Source organism: Phreatobacter sp., assembly GCF_051860605.1.
Lineage (GTDB): Bacteria > Pseudomonadota > Alphaproteobacteria > Rhizobiales > Phreatobacteraceae > Phreatobacter.
The window spans coordinates 216652-233932 of the sequence record NZ_JBHYDR010000001.1 but is presented as its reverse complement, the minus strand read 5'-3'; the positions used below and the strand labels follow the sequence as shown (position 1 = coordinate 233932).

16 protein-coding genes and 1 tRNA gene are annotated in these 17281 nt (G+C 65.5%); 7 read left to right on the top strand and 10 right to left on the bottom strand.

Annotation, left to right across the window (positions count from 1 at the left end):
• The first annotated feature begins 53 nt into the window (after positions 1–53).
• The 6 genes from ugpB to ACTIFS_RS00995 all read left to right on the top strand — a co-directional run bounded on the left by ugpB (position 54) and on the right by ACTIFS_RS00995 (position 5166).
• Positions 54–1379, top strand: a complete 1326-nt coding sequence (ugpB, locus tag ACTIFS_RS01020) for a sn-glycerol-3-phosphate ABC transporter substrate-binding protein UgpB (protein ID WP_439572169.1) — start codon at positions 54–56, stop codon at positions 1377–1379.
• 69 nt (positions 1380–1448) lie between these two features.
• Entirely contained in the window at positions 1449–2330 is an 882-nt protein-coding gene (ugpA, locus tag ACTIFS_RS01015) for a sn-glycerol-3-phosphate ABC transporter permease UgpA (protein WP_439572168.1), read from the top strand.
• A complete protein-coding gene (gene ugpE, locus ACTIFS_RS01010) occupies positions 2330–3178 on the top strand; it encodes a sn-glycerol-3-phosphate ABC transporter permease UgpE (RefSeq protein ID WP_439572167.1) in 849 nt (282 codons plus the stop codon). The genes ugpA and ugpE overlap by 1 nt, the downstream gene beginning before the upstream one ends.
• 10 nt (positions 3179–3188) lie before the next feature.
• Positions 3189–4265 (top strand): sn-glycerol-3-phosphate import ATP-binding protein UgpC, encoded by a 1077-nt coding sequence (locus tag ACTIFS_RS01005; protein WP_439572166.1) that lies wholly within the window; start codon positions 3189–3191, stop codon positions 4263–4265.
• Positions 4266–4447: 182 nt separating this feature from the next.
• Positions 4448–4876 carry an Hsp20 family protein gene (locus ACTIFS_RS01000; RefSeq protein ID WP_439572165.1) on the top strand — a complete coding sequence of 143 codons (429 nt, stop codon included), beginning with the start codon at positions 4448–4450 and terminating at the stop codon, positions 4874–4876.
• Positions 4877–4908: 32 nt separating this feature from the next.
• Positions 4909–5166 carry a DUF1150 family protein gene (locus ACTIFS_RS00995; RefSeq protein ID WP_439572164.1) on the top strand — a complete coding sequence of 86 codons (258 nt, stop codon included), beginning with the start codon at positions 4909–4911 and terminating at the stop codon, positions 5164–5166.
• Between the two features lie 30 nt (positions 5167–5196).
• Here ACTIFS_RS00995 and ACTIFS_RS00990 read toward each other — a convergent pair whose 3' ends face one another.
• On the bottom strand, positions 5197–6294 hold the full coding sequence (locus ACTIFS_RS00990; protein WP_439572163.1) for a DUF2336 domain-containing protein: 1098 nt from the start codon (positions 6292–6294) through the stop codon (positions 5197–5199).
• A gap of 381 nt (positions 6295–6675) precedes the next feature.
• On the opposite strand from ACTIFS_RS00990, the gene ACTIFS_RS00985 reads away from it, so the two are divergent.
• Positions 6676–6751, top strand: a tRNA-Ala gene (locus tag ACTIFS_RS00985).
• A gap of 878 nt (positions 6752–7629) precedes the next feature.
• Here the strand turns inward: ACTIFS_RS00985 and ACTIFS_RS00980 are convergent.
• From ACTIFS_RS00980 to ACTIFS_RS00940, 9 genes are read right to left on the bottom strand one after another with little or no spacing between them, the layout of a single operon-like run.
• A complete protein-coding gene (locus tag ACTIFS_RS00980; RefSeq protein ID WP_439572162.1) occupies positions 7630–8424 on the bottom strand; it encodes an SDR family NAD(P)-dependent oxidoreductase in 795 nt (264 codons plus the stop codon).
• A gap of 11 nt (positions 8425–8435) precedes the next feature.
• On the bottom strand, positions 8436–9614 hold the full coding sequence (locus tag ACTIFS_RS00975) for a lipid-transfer protein (protein WP_439572161.1): 1179 nt from the start codon (positions 9612–9614) through the stop codon (positions 8436–8438).
• 29 nt (positions 9615–9643) lie between these two features.
• Positions 9644–11152, bottom strand: a complete 1509-nt coding sequence (locus tag ACTIFS_RS00970; protein ID WP_439572160.1) for an AMP-binding protein — start codon at positions 11150–11152, stop codon at positions 9644–9646.
• Between the two features lie 26 nt (positions 11153–11178).
• Positions 11179–12729: an AMP-binding protein gene (locus ACTIFS_RS00965; protein ID WP_439572159.1), complete on the bottom strand. Its 1551-nt coding sequence runs from the start codon at positions 12727–12729 to the stop codon at positions 11179–11181.
• A gap of 10 nt (positions 12730–12739) precedes the next feature.
• Entirely contained in the window at positions 12740–13975 is a 1236-nt protein-coding gene (locus tag ACTIFS_RS00960) for a thiolase family protein (protein WP_439572158.1), read from the bottom strand.
• Positions 13976–13984: 9 nt separating this feature from the next.
• Positions 13985–14686, bottom strand: a complete 702-nt coding sequence (locus ACTIFS_RS00955) for an ABC transporter ATP-binding protein (protein WP_439572157.1) — start codon at positions 14684–14686, stop codon at positions 13985–13987.
• Positions 14683–15453: an ABC transporter ATP-binding protein gene (locus ACTIFS_RS00950; protein WP_439572156.1), complete on the bottom strand. Its 771-nt coding sequence runs from the start codon at positions 15451–15453 to the stop codon at positions 14683–14685. The genes ACTIFS_RS00955 and ACTIFS_RS00950 overlap by 4 nt, the downstream gene beginning before the upstream one ends.
• Positions 15450–16376 (bottom strand): branched-chain amino acid ABC transporter permease, encoded by a 927-nt coding sequence (locus tag ACTIFS_RS00945; protein WP_439572155.1) that lies wholly within the window; start codon positions 16374–16376, stop codon positions 15450–15452. Before ACTIFS_RS00945 ends, ACTIFS_RS00950 begins: the two co-directional genes overlap by 4 nt.
• A 26-nt stretch (positions 16377–16402) precedes the next feature.
• Positions 16403–17260, bottom strand: a complete 858-nt coding sequence (locus ACTIFS_RS00940; RefSeq protein WP_439572154.1) for a branched-chain amino acid ABC transporter permease — start codon at positions 17258–17260, stop codon at positions 16403–16405.
• Positions 17261–17281: the final 21 nt, after the last annotated feature.

Here is a 17281-nt window from a genome sequence, read left to right as displayed (position 1 = left end):
GTCCCGCCATGCCGCACCGGTGCCCCGAGGGGGCATCTTCTGGGAGGTTTGTGATGCTCCATCGTCGTTTCCTGCTCGCGGCCGCCGCCGCCGCGACGCTCTCGGCCAGTCCGGCCGCCGCTCAGGTCGAGATCCAGTGGTGGCACGCCATGACCGGCGCCAACAACCAGGTCATCGTCCGCCTTGCCGAGGAGTTCAACGCCTCGCAGCGCGAGTACCGGGTCGTTCCGGCCTACAAGGGCTCCTATGCCGACACCATGAATGCCGGCATCGCCGCATTCCGCGCCGGCAATGCACCGCACATCCTGCAGGTCTTCGAGGTCGGCACGGCCACGATGATGTCCGCCCGCGGCGCCATCAAGCCGGTGTTCCAGCTCATGGCCGAGGCCAATGAGCCGTTTGACCCCAGGGCCTATCTGCCGGCCGTTGCCGGCTACTATTCGACCTCGCGCGGCGAGATGCTGTCCTTCCCGTTCAACTCCTCGTCATCCGTGATGTGGTACAACAAGGACGCCTTCCGCCGGGCCGGCCTCAATCCCGACCAGCCGCCGAAGACCTGGCCGGAAGTGTTCGAGGCCGCCAAGAAGCTGCGCGCCGCCGGCTTCGACAAGTGCGGTTTCTCCACCGCCTGGGTCACCTGGCTGAACATCGAGCAGTTCTCGCTCTGGCATAACGTGCCGCTGGCCACCCGCGCCAACGGCATCGACGGTTTCGACACCGAGCTGCGCTTCAACTCGCCGCTTCATGTCCGCCACCTGCAGAACCTCGTCGAGCTGCAGCGCGACAACACCTTCTCCTATTCCGGCCGCACCAACACCGGCGAAGGCCGCTTCACCTCCGGCGAATGCCCGATCTTCCTGACCTCGTCGGCCTTCTTTGGCAATGTCCGCGCCAATGCCAAGTTCGAGTGGGCCAATGCGCCGATGCCCTACTATCCCGACGCCCCCGGCGCGCCGCAGAACTCGACCCTCGGCGGTGCCTCGCTCTGGGTGATGGGCGGCAAGCCGGCGGCCGAATATCGCGGCGTGGCGAAGTTCTTCACCTTCCTGTCGGACGTCGATCGCCAGGCCCGCCTGCATACCGAGTCGGGCTATCTGCCGATCACCCGGGCGGCCTATGACAAGGTGAAGGCCTCGGGCTTCTACCAGCAGAACCCCTATCTGGAGACCCCCCTTCTCCAGCTGACCAACAAGGAACCGACCGAGAATTCGCGCGGCCTGCGCCTCGGCAACATGGTGCAGATGCGCGATGTCTGGGCCGAGGAGATCGAGGCGGCGCTGAACGGCACCAAGACCGCCCAGGCGGCGCTGGATGCCGCCGTCTCGCGCGGCAATGCCATGCTGCGCCAGTTCGAGCGCACCGCCACCGCGACGCGCTGACGTCGACAGGACCGGCCGGAGCGGGTTGACCCCGCTCCGGCCATTCGCTTGCCGTTGGGGGGTTGGGGAATGGAAAAGCGCGTCGTCTTCGACGGCAGGCTGCTGCCCTATGCGCTGCTCTTCCCGCAGCTCCTGATCACGGTGGTGTTCTTCTATTGGCCGGCCGTCCAGGCGGTCTGGCAGTCGTTCCAGATCCAGGACGCGTTCGGCACGTCCACCCAGTTCGTCTGGTTCGAGAACTACACCTATCTCTTCGCCAATCCCGACTATTACCGCTCCATGCTGACGACGGCGATCTTCTCGATCCTCGTCACCGTGTTCTCGCTGTCGCTGTCGCTGCTCCTCGCCGTCCAGGCCGACAAGCAGATCAAGGCGGCCGGCGCCTACAAGACCTTCCTGATGTGGCCCTATGCCGTCGCGCCGGCGATCGCCGGTGTGCTCTGGCTGTTCATGTTCCAGCCCTCGCTCGGCATGGTCTCGCAGGCGATCCGCTCGCTCGGCTTCGAATGGAACCCGACGCTCAACGGCAACCACGCCCTCGCCCTCGTCGTCATGGCCGCGACGTGGAAGCAGATCAGCTACAATTTCCTGTTCTTCCTTGCCGGCCTGCAGTCGATCCCCAAGAGCGTGATCGAGGCGGCGGCCATCGACGGCGCCCGGCCGGCGCGCCGGTTCTGGACCATCATCTTCCCGCTGCTATCCCCCACCGCCTTCTTCCTGCTGGTGGTCAACATCGTCTACGTGTTCTTCGACACGTTCGGCATCATCGACTCGGTGACCGGAGGCGGCCCGGCCCAGGCCACGACGACGCTGGTCTACAAGGTCTATTCCGACGGCCGGCTGGGTGGCGACCTCGGCGGTTCGGCGGCCCAGTCGGTCATCCTGATGATCATGGTGATCGGCCTGACCGCCATCCAGTTCCGCTACATCGAGCGCAGGGTGCAGTACTGATGGTCGAGCGCCGGAGCATCTGGGACCTGCTGCCGCACGTCGTGCTGGCGCTCGGCATCCTCATCGTCGCCTTCCCGGTCTATGTCGCCTTCGTCGCATCGACCTGGGATGTCGCGACCATCTCCAACGGCCAGATGCCGCTGCGGCCGGGGCCGGATTTCTTCAAGAACTACTACCAGATCATCTTCGTCGGCACGTCCAGCTCCACCCGCGAGCCGGTCGGCACCATGATGTTCAACTCCTTCGTCATGGCCATGACCATTGCGCTCGGCAAGATCGCCATCTCGCTGATCTCGGCCTTCGCCGTGGTCTATTTCCGGTTTCCGCTGCGCATGACGGCCTTCTGGGTGATCTTCGTCACCCTGATGCTGCCGGTCGAGGTGCGCATCTACCCGACCTACAAGATCGTTGCCGATCTCGGCATGCTCGACAGCTATGCCGGCCTGACCATCCCGCTGATCGCCTCGGCCACGGCCACGCTGCTGTTCCGCCAGTTCTTCATGACCGTGCCGGACGAACTGGTCGAGGCCTCCAAGATCGACGGGGCCAGCCCCATGCAGTTCTTCAAGGACACGCTCCTGCCGCTGTCGGTCACCTCGATCGCGGCGCTGTTCGTCATCCAGTTCATCTATGGCTGGAACCAGTATCTGTGGCCGCTGCTGATCACCACCCGCGACGACATGCAGACCATCGTCATCGGCATCAAGAAGATGATCGTGACGCAGGATGCCCTCACCGAATGGCAGCTCGCCATGGCGACCGCCGTGCTGGCGATGCTGCCGCCGGTGCTGGTGGTGATCCTGATGCAGCGCCTGTTCGTCAAGGGTCTGGTCGAGACCGAGAAGTGAGGTTTTCCGCATGAGCGAGGTCGTTCTCGACCAGGTCCGCAAGGTCTATGCCGGCGGTGTGGAGGCCGTGCGCGGCGTCGACATCACCGTGCCGACCGGCGCCTTCTGCGTGCTGGTCGGCCCGTCGGGCTGCGGCAAGTCCACGCTCCTGCGCATGATCGCCGGGCTGGAGACGATCACGGGCGGCGCCTGCACCATCGGCGGCCGGCGGGTGAACGATCTGGAGCCGGCCGAGCGCGACATCGCCATGGTGTTCCAGAACTACGCGCTCTATCCGCATATGAGCGTGTACGACAACATGGCCTACGGCCTGCGGAACCGCGGCACGCCGAAGCCCGAGATCGACGATCGCGTCCGCGAGGCGGCCCGCATCCTGGAGATCACCCCCTTTCTCGATCGCAAGCCGCGCCAGCTCTCGGGCGGCCAGCGCCAGCGCGTCGCCATGGGCCGCGCGATCGTGCGCAAGCCCAAGGTCTTCCTGTTCGACGAGCCGCTGTCCAATCTCGACGCCAAGCTGCGCATCCAGATGCGCGTGGAGATCAAGAAGCTCCAGCGGGCGCTGGGCGTGACATCGGTTTATGTCACCCACGACCAGCTCGAGGCCATGACGCTGGCCGACACGCTGGTGGTGATGAACAAGGGCCTTGTCGAGCAGGCCGGCGCGCCCCTCGACCTCTACGAGAAGCCGGCATCGACCTTCGTGGCGAGCTTCATCGGCGCCCCGCCGATGAACCTCATTCCCGTCGAGCCGGGACCGGACGGGCCGAGGGTTGCGGGGCTGACCGGAGGCCGGGGCCTGCCGATCCCGGCCGGCGGTGCCTTGCTCGGCATCCGGCCCGAGCACCTGCTGGTGGTCGGGGACAGCATTCCCGAAGGCTCCGTCAGCCTGACCTTCCCGGTTTCCGCGGTCGAGGCCGTCGGGGCGGAGACCTTCGTCTATGGGCCGATCGGCGGGACAGGGCAGGATCTCATCGCGCGCCTGCCCGGCAAGGCCATGCTGGCACCCGGCACGCAGGTGCGCGTGGCCGCGACCGCCGAACACCTCCATCTGTTCGACAGCCAGACCGGCAAGCGCATCATCGACTGAGCCGCGGATGCTGCCAGGGCGTGCCGGCCAGGCCGTCCCGACGCGCTGCCACTTCAAGCCACCGACGGCCTTGCCTTGCGGTCGGCGGCCGCCGTCGCCATATCCTGAAGTGCCCCGCTTGTCCGCGGGGCGCGGGGTGCCTTCGGGGTCCCGTCGATGTCGCTCATACGAGGACTTCGCTCATGTCGCGCGTGCCGTCCCTGTCATCGCCGTTCCTGCTCGGATTCGACCAGCTTGAGCGGGTGCTCGACCGGGTCACCAAGGGTGCCGACGGTTATCCGCCCTACAATATCGAGCGGATTGCCGGGCCGGCTGGCCATCCGGACCGCCTGAGGATCACGCTGGCGGTAGCGGGTTTCACCCGCGAACAGCTCGACGTCACTGTCGAGGAGAGCCAGCTGACCATTCGCGGCCGTCAGGTCGATGACGGCGAGGATCGCTGCTTCATCCACCGGGGCATCGCGGCGCGCCAGTTCCAGCGCAGTTTCGTGCTGGCCGATGGCATGGAGGTGGTGGGGGCCGACCTGAAGAACGGGCTCCTCTCCATCGATCTCGTCCGCCCGGAGCCTGAAAGGATCGTGCGGCGCATCGATATCGCGGCTGAGGACTGAGCCGCGCAACCTGCCTGAACAGGAGGTTTGCCATGAATGCCACGACCGACGACAAGACCGTCTCCCGGGACATGCTGGCCCGCATCGGTCTGACCCAGATCGCCTATGTGAAGGCGATCCGCTCCGATGACGTGCCGCGGATGTTTCCGCAGGCGCCTGCTCTGCCGCCCGGGCTCGATCTCTACGCCCTCATCTCCGCCGACGGCACCCCGATCATGGTGACCGACCGCGAGGAAGAGGCGCATGCCAATGCCTGGCAGAATGAGCTGGAGACAGTGAGCCTGCACTGACGGGGAACGACAAAGGCGCCCTCGGGCGCGTCAGCTCGCGACTTTCTGCGAGCTCTCGCGCACCTGCCAGAACCGCAGCACGCGCAGGGCCGTGTTGGTGGTGAGCTTGTCGTAGCTCTCGCGCGTTTCTTCCATGCCGGCCGCCGAAGTGCCGGCCCCGCCGGGCCGCGTCCGCAAGATGGCCTTCAGCGTCGGCCAGCCAAGGCCGGCGGCGCGCGACAGGATCAGGATCGGGTCCGGCCGGTCGCCGAGGAACAGCCGTTCCACCATCCCCACGGGGACCCCGCACAGCACCGACAGGGCGCAGACGGTTTCGTCGAACTGGCCGGCATCGGCATAGGTCTTGAGCCGGGCCTCGTCGAGCTGGCCCTTGGCATGCAGCACGACGATGGTGCGCTGGATGGCGGTATAGTCCCGGTCGCCGCCCGACGCGCCGACGGCGATCCGGTCGGCAACGCCGGCAATGGCACCCGACAGGTGGACCTTCTCGCGCGCGGTCGCGGAGGCGATCAGCCGGCGCTGCACCTCTTCCCGCGCATTGGCAAGGATCACGCGGAACAGATAGGGCGGAATATCGGCGCGCAGGCCGACACATTCGGCAAGCGTGTCGTCGTCCCTGGCGCGGGCCACCAGCTTGTCATAGCCCTTGGTGGAGAAACTGGCGCCGGAATTGGACGCCACCGACAGCGCGACGTCGCGGTTGCCGCGCTCGACCAGCACGTCGGTCACCGACTCGCCGATTTTCCGGCGCCCGGCAATGGCCAGCATGTGGGCCTGGCTCTTGGTCTCTGCAATGCGCGCCAGCGTCTTGTCGTCAAGCTGGGCGGAAAGCATCAGGATCGGCCGGGCGACATCGATCTCGTCATCCTGGGCAAGGCTGCGGATGACCGTTTTCGGCGCGCTGACCACGGCGGCCAGACGCTCGGCAAGCTCCTGGCGCACCGCCTTTTCCATGGCGTCCGACAGGCGTCCGATGACATCGTCGAACAGCGCGATCTGCGTCTCGGTATAGCGGTCGGAATCATGGAGGAAGAGGTCCGTCACGCGCCGCAGCGTCTCCACGCGGCGGGTGCTGGTCCCGCGCGATATGACGTCCTCGAGTTCCTCGATGATCGTGGCTGCGGCCATTGACGCCTCAGGATGCGGTGGGAGCGATGCGCATCGCGACGGCTGACTGTAGGACCTCGCGGATTAAGAAGAAGTTGCAACACAACCTGCGCTTTGCGCGCTTGCTGCATTCCGGTTGCGGGGCGCGCATGCCTTCGGGAACGTAGCCCCACCCGAAGTCCCGACAGCGCCGGATCTGTACCTTTCACGCGGCTGACAGGCCGGGGCGCCGTCGCCTGAAGCTTCCACCCCGACCTTCGCCCCAACCGGTGAGCCTCCGGAAGGGCCGCGAATGCGCGCTTGATGGCTCCGAGGAAATGTGCCAAACACCCGCCTCGACCGGGGCGACCTGGTCGCCACGCGGCAGCCGACCCGGATCTGCCGCAGCCCGTCGAGGGTCGTGGGGCCATAGCTCAGCTGGGAGAGCGCTTGAATGGCATTCAAGAGGTCGGCGGTTCGATCCCGCCTGGCTCCACCAACCACCCGGCTCTAGCGCGCGGCTGTCCGGCCTGTCGGACTTCTCTCGACATTCTCGCGGTTTAGACGCGCCCTTCGGCATTGGGGAGCTGGCGAGACGCGGTTCGGCGCGTTCGGCGCCGCCTTTGGGGCGGCCATTCTCGACGCGCGAAGTCGAATGTCCAGGCCATGATGGTCGAGACCGGTTCGATCTTCGAGGAGATTGGTTCGATCTTTCGGCGGGAGCGGGGCGCGGTCACGAACGACGGCGGGGTCTGGTGGGCCCAGCTTCGTTGCGATCGACTTCGGGAGCTGAAGTTTACGTTTTGCTTTGCGGGCAGGGCGGTTCAGACGCCGAGCAGCGCGCGCTGCTCGGTCCAGACCATCGGCAAATCCCGCACGATCTCGGTTGCGCCGATGGTGGCGGGCAGTCGCCCGTCGACGACGGCCTCGACGATCGAGGGGTCGAGGGGTCGAGGAAGGCGAGTTGCATCATCATGCGGATGTTGCGGGCGCTCTTGCGCTCACGCATCGCGATGCCATCAACGCTCCCGATGCGACCCGTGCTCAGATCATCAAGCCAAGCAGGTGCCTTGACGATCGCCTTGATCAGGCGCTCGCGGTGGGCCTGCTGTTGATGCGGTGCTGCGGTCCTCGTTTCCTCAGAGGCTGCGATGGCCTCATGAATGACCTTCTCAGGCTTAGCCTGCCGCGGCGTCCATGGCAGCGCGACGATGCGATCTCTCTGCGACACATGGCCTGCAGATATGATGATGACCTGGTCGCGATGAACCTCAACCCGCCCGAAACGACTGCTTCGCGCCCCTGAAGCCGAAGCCAGGGGTCAAACCCAAGGCGGACATTCGATGAAGGCGTTCGGGCCGGGAGGTATCGCGATTTTCACCGGGTCTGACAGGTGAGCGCCCCGTCGACGGGCAGCAGGACGCCGGAAATGTACTTGGCCTCGTCCGACGCGAGAAACAGAGACGCATAGGCGACGTCCCACGCCGTTCCCATTTTGCCCATGGGCACCATGGCGTCGCGCTTGGCGATCATGTCGTCGACCGATGCATAGACATGCCTGTATGGCTCGACGATCATCGGCGTGTTCATCAGGCCCGGCAGGACCGCGTTGCAGCGGATGCCCTTCGACGCGTACTCGACGGCGATGGCGCGGGTGAAATGGTTCACCGCGGCCTTGGATGAGTAGTACGAAATCATCGGCACGGCGATGGTGGTGATCGAGGCGACCGACGAGACATTCACGATGGCCCCTCCACCCTGCCGCACCATCTCGGGCAATACACGCTTGCAGGTGAGGAAGAACCCCTTGAGGTTCACATCCATCACCCGGTCCCAGCTTGCTTCGTCGATCGCCTCGGGCCCTCCGGGCTCGGCAATGCCCACATTGTTCTGGAGGATGTCGATGCGCCCGTGACGGGCGATCACGTCACACACTGCGGCGTCGATGTCGGAAGCTGACGTGATGTCCGCCCGCAGCGCTTCGGCCTTGCCGCCCTCCTCGGAGATGATCGCGGCGGTACGCTCGGCCGAGGCCAGGTCGCGGTCGACGCAGATGACGGCGGCGCCCTCGCGGGCGAAATGCACCGCCGTCGCCTTGCCGTTGCCCCAACCCTCGCCGATGAAGCCGGCCCCCATGACGAAGGCGATCTTGTCCTTCAAACGCTCTGCCATGACCCTGCCCCTCAGGCTTTTTCGTAGATGGTGACGACGGCGGCGCCGCCGAGACCGAGATTGTGCTGGAGGGCGAGGGTTGCACCCTCCACCTGCCGGGCATCGGCGCTGCCGCGCAGCTGGTGGGTCAGTTCGTAGCACTGGGCAAGTCCAGTGGCGCCAAGCGGATGCCCCTTGGAGAGGAGGCCGCCGGACGGGTTCGTGACGTAACGGCCGCCATAGGTGTTGTCGCCGTCAATGACGAACTTCTCCGCCTCGCCCTCGCCGCAGAGGCCCAGCGCCTCGTAGCTGATCAGCTCGTTCTGTGCGAAGCAATCGTGCAGTTCGACCACATTGATGTCTTCCGGCCCGATGCCGGCCGCCGCATAGGCCTTCTGGGCCGCCTCTTTTGCCATGTCGAAGCCGACCACGCGCATCATGTCTCGGGCCTCGAAGGTGCTCGGCCGGTCGGTGGTCATGGCCTGGGCGCGGATTCGCACGGTCGTATCGATGCCGTGCCTCCTGGCGAAGTTCTCCGAGACGAGCACAGCGGCGGCCGCGCCGCAGGTTGGCGGGCAGGCCATGGAACGGGTCATCACGCCCTCCCAGATCACCGGGGCCTGCATCACGTCGCCTTCGTTCAACTCCCTGCGGAACAGCGCCAGAGGGTTCTTCGCAGCATGGCGGCTTGCCTTGGCGCGCACCTTGGCGAAGGTTTCCAGCTTCGTGCCGTATCGCTGCATGTGCTCCTGGCCGGCGCCACCAAAATAGCGCAGCGCCAGGGGGATCTCCGGATGGCCGACGAGGTCGTCGGTCACATTGTCGAAATCCTCGAACGGCGAGGGCCGATCCTCGAAGATGGAGCCGAGCGCGCCGGGGCGCATCTGTTCGAAGCCAACGGCCAGCACGCAGTCGGCTGCGCCGCTCTCGATGGCCTGGCGGGCGAGATAGAGCGCGGTGGACCCCGTTGAGCAGTTGTTGTTGACGTTGACGATAGGGATGCCGGTCATCCCGACCCGGTAGAGCACCTTCTGGCCCGCCGTGGAGTCGCCGTAGACGTAGCCCGCATAGGCCTGCTCGACGGCGTCATAGGCCACGCCGGCATCCTTCAGCGCCAGCTTCACAGCCTCCTCGCCCATGGCGTCATAGGGCGCGGAGGCACCCGGCTTGGCGAAGGGAATCATGCCGACTCCGGCGACGATGGTCGTCATATCGCTCTCCAATCTTCTGTCGGCCGCCATCAGGCAGCGGTTTCAGCCGCAAGAAGGGTTCTCAGTTCCGTCTTCAGGATCTTGCCGTAGTTGCTCTTCGGCAGGCTCGGCAGGAAGCGGTAGGTTTTTGGACGTTTGAAACGCGCCATGTTGTCGATGCAGAACGCGTCAAGCTCCCCGGCCGTCACCGGTCGGGAAGCAGAGACGAAGGCCACCACCTCTTCGCCCCAGTCCGGATGACGCCGGCCGATGACGCTGACCTCGGTGATGGCGGGGTGGCGAAGCAGCACCTCCTCCACCTCGCGGGGGTAGATGTTGGAGCCGCCCGATATGATGACGTCCTTCGAGCGGTCCTTGAGGTAAAGGAAGCCATGGTCGTCGAAGGTGCCGACATCCCCGGTCCAGAGCCAGCCGTCGCGCAGCGCCGATGCGGTCGCGTCGGGATTGTTCCAGTAGCCGGCCATGACCACGTCGCCGGCGACGATGACCTCGCCGTTCTCGCCCGGTGGCATGTCGCGCCCCTGGGGATCGACGACCCGCACGGCGACACCCGTTCGCGGGATGCCGACGGACGACAGACGCGCGTCGAGCCGTCCGTCACCGGTGTCGAGATGCATGTGCGGCGGCAGGTAGCTGATGGTGCAGGGCGCTTCCCCCTGGCCATAGGCCTGCCAGAGTCTGGGGCCGAGCAGGCCGAGGGCGCGCTTCAGGTCCTCCAGATACATCGGCGCACCGCCGTAGAAGATGTGGTCGAGGTTCTCGACCATCAGGTCGTCCATGGCCGGCGACGTGACGAGCCGGTTGACCATTGTCGGCGCGGCGAAGAAGGAACTGCCGGGATAAAGGTTGATCAGCGCTACGATTTCTTCGGGCTGAAAGCCGCCGCTCTCCGGCACCACATTGGCCGCCCCGCGCACGATATGAGCGAGCGACAGAAGCCCGGCGCCATGCGAGAGCGGTGCCGGATACAGCGAGGCATCCGTCTCCTCGACCGGACCAATGTCCGAGAGGAAGCTCAGCGTCATGTTGTAGAGGTTGCGATGGGTCAACATCGCGCCCTTGGGATAGCCGGTCGTGCCGCTGGTGTAAAACAGCCACGCGATGTCGTCGGGGGAAACTTCGGCCGGCTGGAGCGTGTCGGGAGGCGTCGAGACCATGGCGGCATAGGCTTCGCCATCGACATCCACCACATCGCCGGGCTGCGACAGGCCGCCCTCGATGTCAGTGAACAGCACCGACGCCGCGCAGTTCTCGAGGATGTAGGCGAGTTCCTTCGGATGCAGTTTGGCGTTGATCGGCGCCACGGTCAGTCCCGCGAACCAGGCGCCGAACAGGATCTCGAAATATTCGGGACGGTTGGACAGGAACACGCCGATCCTAGCGCCGGGCGTCAGGCCGCGGCTGCGGAACGCCGTGCCGAGTGAGGCGCTGCGTGCGAGAAAGGTGCCGTAGCTGTGAACCGTTTCGGGGCCGAGGCAGACCGCCGGGCGATCCGAGAAGGCCCTGGCTGCATTGGCGAGAACCATGGCGATGTTCATCGGCCTCTCCCGTTCGCGGCGGTGCTCTAGATGGCCCGCTCGCGCCCTTTCCAGAACGTCTCGCGAATGTCTTTCTTCCGCACCTTGCCCACGGGGCTGCGCGGCAGGCTGTCCCAGAACTCGACTGACTTCGGAGCCTTGACGCTTCCCAGCTTGGCCTTGCACAGCGCGATGATTTCATCCGCCGCGAGGCTCCCTCCGGGCTTCAGTTCGATGACGGCCTTGACCGCCTCGCCCCACTTGTCGTCGGGGACGCCGACAACGGCGCAGTCCTGAACAGCCGGATGGCTCCAGATGACCTGCTCGATCTCGCTCGGATAGACGTTGAACCCGCCCGAGATGATCATGTCCTTCTTGCGGTCGACGATGTAGACGAACCCATCCTCGTCCTTGAAGCCGATATCGCCCGTGTGGTGCCAGCCGAAGGCGGAGACCTCCTTCGTCGCGTCGGGGTTCTTGTAGTAGCCCGGCATGACGAGATTGCCGCGCACGACGATCTCGCCACGCTCGCCCGCCGGCATGAGCTTGCCGTCGTCGTCCATGATGGCGACGGGGGTCATGAAGGTGGGCCGCCCGCAACTCGCCAGGCGCTTCTCCTTCTGCGGATCGCCGATGACGAGATGGTCCTGCGGAGACAGGAAGGTGCAGAGCATCGGTGCCTCCGCCTGGCCGAAGCTCTGGGTCATGACCGGGCCGAAGACGTCCAGGCATTCCTTCAGCTTGTCGACCGACATCGGCGCGGCGGCGTAGATGAAATGGTCCAGCGAGGAGAAATCGTGATTTTTCAGGCCCGGATGGCCCAGCAGGACATAGATGGCGGTGGGCGGCAGGAACAGATGGGTGACGCCCTCGGTCTCGATGGCGTTCACCACCTTGCCCGGCTCGAAGCCCGGCAGGATCACCTGCGTCGCCCCCGCCGCCATCAGGATGATGCCGACAATGCCCGCCGCATGGGTCATGGGCGCGACCACCAGGTGGACCGGCGGCTTGCCGACAGGCATGGCGGTGAAGAAGTTGGCGATCATCGTCTCCCAGACCAGATGGGTCCAGACAACGCCTTTCGGCCGTCCGGTGGTGCCGCCGGAAGAGACGATGGAGATGGTCGCGTCCCGGTCCTCGGGAACGTCCGGATCGGTCTCCGGCACCTCCGCGATCCAATCCTCCAGGAACGGTGCCCCGGCGCCGACCCTGTCGATGCAGACATACGACCGGATCTTCGGGCAGTCCTTGCGGAACACCTGGACGTTGGCCTCGAATTCGCCGTGGTAGAAGAGCACCTCGACGTCGCAATTGTCGAGGATGTAGGCGTTTTCGTCAGCCGTATTGCGGGCGTTGATCGGCACCCACACCAGGGCGCCCCGGACGATGCCGAGAATGCACTCGAAGGCGACCGCGCCGTTGGGGCTGTAGACCGCCGCCTTCTGGCCGGGCGCGAAGCCCGCAGCCGCCAGCGCATTGGCGATGCGATAGCTGCGTCGCTGAACATCGCCATAGCTGCGCGAGACGGTCGCATCCTTCAGGCAGGTGCGCGTCGGGTCCAGGGCCACGCCGCGGTCGAAGAAGTCGATCAGACGCATGGGCTTCCTCTCAACGCTCAAGGATGGTGATGCAGGCCGTGGCTTCCTCGTAGCGATGGAAGCCTCCGCCGTTCTCGGCAATGGCGTGGCGGGCGCCGTCGACCTGGCGCGGGCCGGCCTCGCCGCGGAGTTGCATGACCAGCTCGTAGATCTGCGCAAGGCCGGTCGCGCCGATCGGGTGCCCGCGGGATTCCAGGCCGCCCGAGGTGTTGATCGGAATACGCCCTCCCAGCGCCGTATCGCCGTTCCTGACGAGGCGTGCACCGTCGCCGATATCCGAGAAGCCGAGCAATTCGGCCTGGTGCAGCTCGGCGAAGGCGCTGGCGTCGTGGACTTCGGCGACCGACATGTCCGCGGGCCCGACCCCGGCAATGTCGTAGGCCCTGTTGGCGGCCAGTCGGCACAGATGATGATCGAGATCATCGGCCTCGCGGTCCGAGCCGGAACCGATGACCGAGGCGGCGATGCGGATGGCGCGCGTGGCGCCGAGCTCGCGCGCCTTGGCTGCGGAACAGACGATGGCGGCGGCAGCACCGTCGCTGATCGGCGCGCACATCGGCAGCGTCAGCGGCCAGGACACCTCGCGCGCAGCCAGCACATCGTCGGCCGTCATCGCGTCCTGATACTGGGCCTTCGGGTTGAGCGAGGAATGGCGGTGGTTCTTGGCGGACACCTCGGCAATGTCGCGCTGCGTCGTGCCGAACCGGTGCATGTGGTAACGCGCGAGCGCTGCATAGACGTCCATGAAGACACTGCGCTTGCCGCTGTTCTGGCCCGCGCCTGCCGGCAGGGGAAGGTCCTTGCCGAGGGCGGCGAGGCGGCTCACGCTGGCGTCGACGTCGTGGACATCCCAGGCGCCGTCGAAGATCGCGAAGGACTTGGCGCGATCGGTGGCGTTCATCTTCTCGGCGCCCAGAGCCAGCGCGATATCGCCCTGGCCGGAGGCGATATAGGCAAAGGCGGCGTTGAGTGCCGTCGACGCGCTGGCGCAGGCGTTCTCGACGTTCATGACCGGAATATGCTCGAAGCCCAGAGCTCTCAGCGCAAGCTGCCCGCGCACGAGATGCTGACCCTCCACAACGCCCTGTGCCGTGTTGGCGAAGAAGGCTGCCTGGATGTCACCGCGCCCGATGCCTGCGTCGGTCAGCGCCTCCTCGACCGCCGGGCGGGCGATGGCCTCAAGCCGGTCATCCAGGTAACGCCCGAAGCGGGTCATTCCGATCCCGATGATAAAGACTTCGGCCATGACCCGATCCTAGATGCTGATGAGAGTTTCGATGCGGGCCCGGTCTGCCTGCAGTTCCGCTGTGGTTCCGGACCAGACGATCCGGCCGTTGTCGATGACGAACTGCCGGCGCGCGAGCTTGAGGGGAACCTTCAGGTTCTGCTCGACGAGCAGGATCGAGATCCCTTCGGCGTTGATCGCCCGCATCGACTCGACGAGCTGGTCGACGATGAGCGGTGCGAGACCCTCGGTCGGTTCGTCCAGCAGCAGGACGTCAGGATTTGTCAGGAGCCCGCGGCCGAGGGCCAGCATCTGCTGCTCGCCGCCAGAGAGCGTATCGCCTCCCTGGCTCGCGCGCTCCTCGAGGCGGGGGAACAGACCGTAGATGCGCTCGATCGTCCACGGGCCAGTGCGCCCCATGACGGTCGCGATGCGCAGATTTTCTTCGACCGTCAGATTGGGAAAGATGCGTCGGTTCTCGGGCACGAAAGCAATGCCGAGGCGCCCGAGTTCGTGCGACTTGCGGGCGGTCACATCGCGCCCATCGAGCAGTCGTCGGCCGGAGCGCACCGCATTCAGACCGATCGCGGCTTTCAGCAGCGTGCTCTTGCCGGCGCCATTGCGGCCGATGAGCGAGACCACTTCGGCCCGGCCGACGTCGATGGAGACGTGGTGAAGCGCCTGGGCCTTGCCGTAGAACACGTCGCAGTTTTCCAGGGCGAGCGCGCTCATTCGCCCTCTCCCAGATAGGCGGCGCGGACCGCCGGATTGGCCCGCACATCGTCTGGCGAACCCGAAGCGAGAAGCTGGCCCTGAACCATCACGACGATCTCGTGGGAGACCTGCATCACGACGTCCATGTTGTGTTCGATCAAGAGAACGGTTCGTCCGGCAACGATGCGGCGGATGAGATCGATGGCCTGGTCGAGCCTTTCATGACCGACGCCGGCGAGCGGCTCGTCCAGCAGGAGCACGCGCGGGTCGCTGAGAAGCGTGAGGCCGACTTCCAGCGCGCGTTGGTCGCCATGCGAGAGATAATCGGCCGAGATGTGGGCGAGCTTCGTCAGTCCGACCTGCTCCAGCACCTTCTCGGCATCCTCGCGGACGTTCCGGAATCGACTCGACGGCATCCAGAACGGCTGCACGCGATAGCGGTTCGCGAAGGCACCAAGCTGGAGGTTTTCCAACACGCTCATTCCGGAGAAGATCTTCGTGATCTGGAAGCTCCGTCCCAGCCCGGCGCGGGTGCGCGCATGGACTGACAGCCGGGTGATGTCGCGCCCGTCGAGGAAGACCTGCCCTCCGGCCAGCGTTGCATGGCCCGATAGCGCATTCATCAACGTGGTCTTGCCGGCTCCGTTCGGGCCGATCAAACCGTAGAGGTTCCCGGGCTTGAACTCGAAGCTGACGCCGGCCACAGCCTTCAGTCCGCCAAAGGACACCTGGATGTTCTCGCAACGCAGGCCACCGGCGGAGGCTCCGTTCACGGCCCCGCTCATGGCGCATCTCCCGGCCTGCCGGCGGCCTTGCGGGTAAACAGGCCCGCGAGCCCATTGGGCAGGAAGATGGTGCAGAGAATAAAGATCAGTCCGAGGATACCGTACCAGTGCTGGGTATACTGGCTCAGCTTCTCCTTGAGCACCTCGAACACCGCGACACCGAGGATCGGGCCGAGCAGCGTTCCCTTGCCACCCAGTACGGTCATGATGAGAACGTCGCCGGACGTCGTCCAGTGAAGCATCTGCGGGCTGATGTAGAACATGAGCGAGGCGAGCAGCGCGCCACTGACGCCGGCATAGAAGCCAGAGATCATGAACGCGCACTGGCGCAGGCGCTGGACATTGTAGCCAATCTGGGCTGCGCGCACGTCGTTCGCCTGCACGGCCTGCAGGGCCTTGCCGAAAGGCGACGCGCGCAGGAGCGCCATCACCGCGAGGCCGACGATGAAGACCACGATTAGGAAGTAGTAGTAGTTGCGGTTGTTGTAGAAATCGATGCCGAGCAATTCCGGCCGCGGAACGCCGGGAATACCGTCGAGGCCGCCGGTATAGGCGCGAAATTTGGTGCTGGCGAGGATGTAGACGAGTTGGGCGAGGGCGAGCGTCAGGAGCGAGAAGAACAGACCTGAGACGCGCAGCGCAAAGATGCTCAGACCGAACGCCATGACGGCACCGACCATGCCGGCGGCACCGAGGGCCGGCAGGAAGCCGACGCCGGCCTTTGTGACCAGCAGAGTCAGCGCGTAGCCGCCCGTGCCGAACAGAGCCGCGTGGCCGAAGGACAGCATGCCCGCCATGCCGAAGATCAGGTCGAAGCCGATGGCGAACAGCGCCCAGATCAGGATCAGGCTGACGAGGTTGAGGCTTTCCTCGCTCGTTTGGATCACCGGCACGAGAATCATTGCAGCGACGATGGCAGCCATAGCCAGCCTGCCGAGGTGGGACGTCATCATGCGGCGCGACCCTTGCGGCTGAAGAGGCCGGCGGGACGCGTGAGCAGCGTCGCGATCAGCAGGACGAAGGTAATGAGTTCGACCCATTCGGGGGCATAGGTGAAGCCCGCGGCCCGTGCCATTCCGAGCAGGAGGGCTGCAAGGATGGCCCCGCGAATGTTGCCCAGGCCGCCGATGATCACCACGACGAAGCAGTCGATGATGACGCTGAACCCCATGCCAAGTTCGATCGGCACGAGCGGCGCAGCGACGACGCCGCCGAGTGCGGCAAGGCCCGCGCCGAGGGCGAAGACGGCCGTGCGCACCTTCGCGACATCGATGCCCAGGGTCTGCGCCATGTCCGGGTCAGAGCTGGCGGCGCGGATCACCATGCCCAGGCGGCTGCGCTCCAGGAGCAGGAAGAGTGCCAGTGACACGGTCGCGCCGAAGCCAATGATGAACAGGCGGTAGGACGGAATCTGGCTGCCGAACAGCGCGATCGGCTGGGAGAAGAGATCCGGCGTCGGGACCTGCTTGTAGTCGAGGCCCCAGACGATTTTCACGGCTTCCTCGATAACGAGAATGAAGCCAAAGGTCAGCAGCAGCTGGTAGATATGGTCCCGTTCATAGACAGGCTTCAGCGCCGACATTTCCATCGCAGCGCCGAGGGCCGCGACGACGACAGGTGCAAGCAGGAGCCCTATCCAGAACGAGCCGGTCCAGCTGACGATCTGGAAGCACACGTATGCGCCGAGCATGTAGAGCGCCCCGTGGGCGAAATTGATCACCCCGAGCATGCCGAAAATCAGCGTCAGTCCCGCCGCCAGCAGGAACAGAAGGAAGCTCAGACTGAGGCCGATGACGATGGTAGACACGGACTTGTCGCCAGTCTTTTT

Bases quoted from the DNA above. Each gene is read 5' to 3' on its own strand.
- ACTIFS_RS01005 (WP_439572166.1), top strand. From the start codon at position 3,189: ATGAGCGAGGTCGTTCTCGACCAGGTCCGCAAGGTCTATGCCGGCGGT.
- ACTIFS_RS00945 (WP_439572155.1), bottom strand. From the start codon at position 16,376: ATGGCTGCCATCGTCGCTGCAATGATTCTCGTGCCGGTGATCCAAACG.
- ACTIFS_RS00990 (WP_439572163.1), bottom strand. From the start codon at position 6,294: ATGGCCGCAGCCACGATCATCGAGGAACTCGAGGACGTCATATCGCGC.
- ACTIFS_RS00970 (WP_439572160.1), bottom strand. From the start codon at position 11,152: ATGAACATCGCCATGGTTCTCGCCAATGCAGCCAGGGCCTTCTCGGAT.
- ACTIFS_RS00995 (WP_439572164.1), top strand. From the start codon at position 4,909: ATGAATGCCACGACCGACGACAAGACCGTCTCCCGGGACATGCTGGCC.
- ACTIFS_RS00950 (WP_439572156.1), bottom strand. From the start codon at position 15,453: ATGAGCGGGGCCGTGAACGGAGCCTCCGCCGGTGGCCTGCGTTGCGAG.
- ugpA (WP_439572168.1), top strand. From the start codon at position 1,449: ATGGAAAAGCGCGTCGTCTTCGACGGCAGGCTGCTGCCCTATGCGCTG.
- ugpE (WP_439572167.1), top strand. From the start codon at position 2,330: ATGGTCGAGCGCCGGAGCATCTGGGACCTGCTGCCGCACGTCGTGCTG.
- ACTIFS_RS00965 (WP_439572159.1), bottom strand. From the start codon at position 12,729: ATGCGTCTGATCGACTTCTTCGACCGCGGCGTGGCCCTGGACCCGACG.
- ACTIFS_RS01000 (WP_439572165.1), top strand. From the start codon at position 4,448: ATGTCGCGCGTGCCGTCCCTGTCATCGCCGTTCCTGCTCGGATTCGAC.
- ACTIFS_RS00955 (WP_439572157.1), bottom strand. From the start codon at position 14,686: ATGAGCGCGCTCGCCCTGGAAAACTGCGACGTGTTCTACGGCAAGGCC.
- ACTIFS_RS00980 (WP_439572162.1), bottom strand. From the start codon at position 8,424: ATGGCAGAGCGTTTGAAGGACAAGATCGCCTTCGTCATGGGGGCCGGC.
- ACTIFS_RS00975 (WP_439572161.1), bottom strand. From the start codon at position 9,614: ATGACGACCATCGTCGCCGGAGTCGGCATGATTCCCTTCGCCAAGCCG.
- ugpB (WP_439572169.1), top strand. From the start codon at position 54: ATGCTCCATCGTCGTTTCCTGCTCGCGGCCGCCGCCGCCGCGACGCTC.
- ACTIFS_RS00960 (WP_439572158.1), bottom strand. From the start codon at position 13,975: ATGGCCGAAGTCTTTATCATCGGGATCGGAATGACCCGCTTCGGGCGT.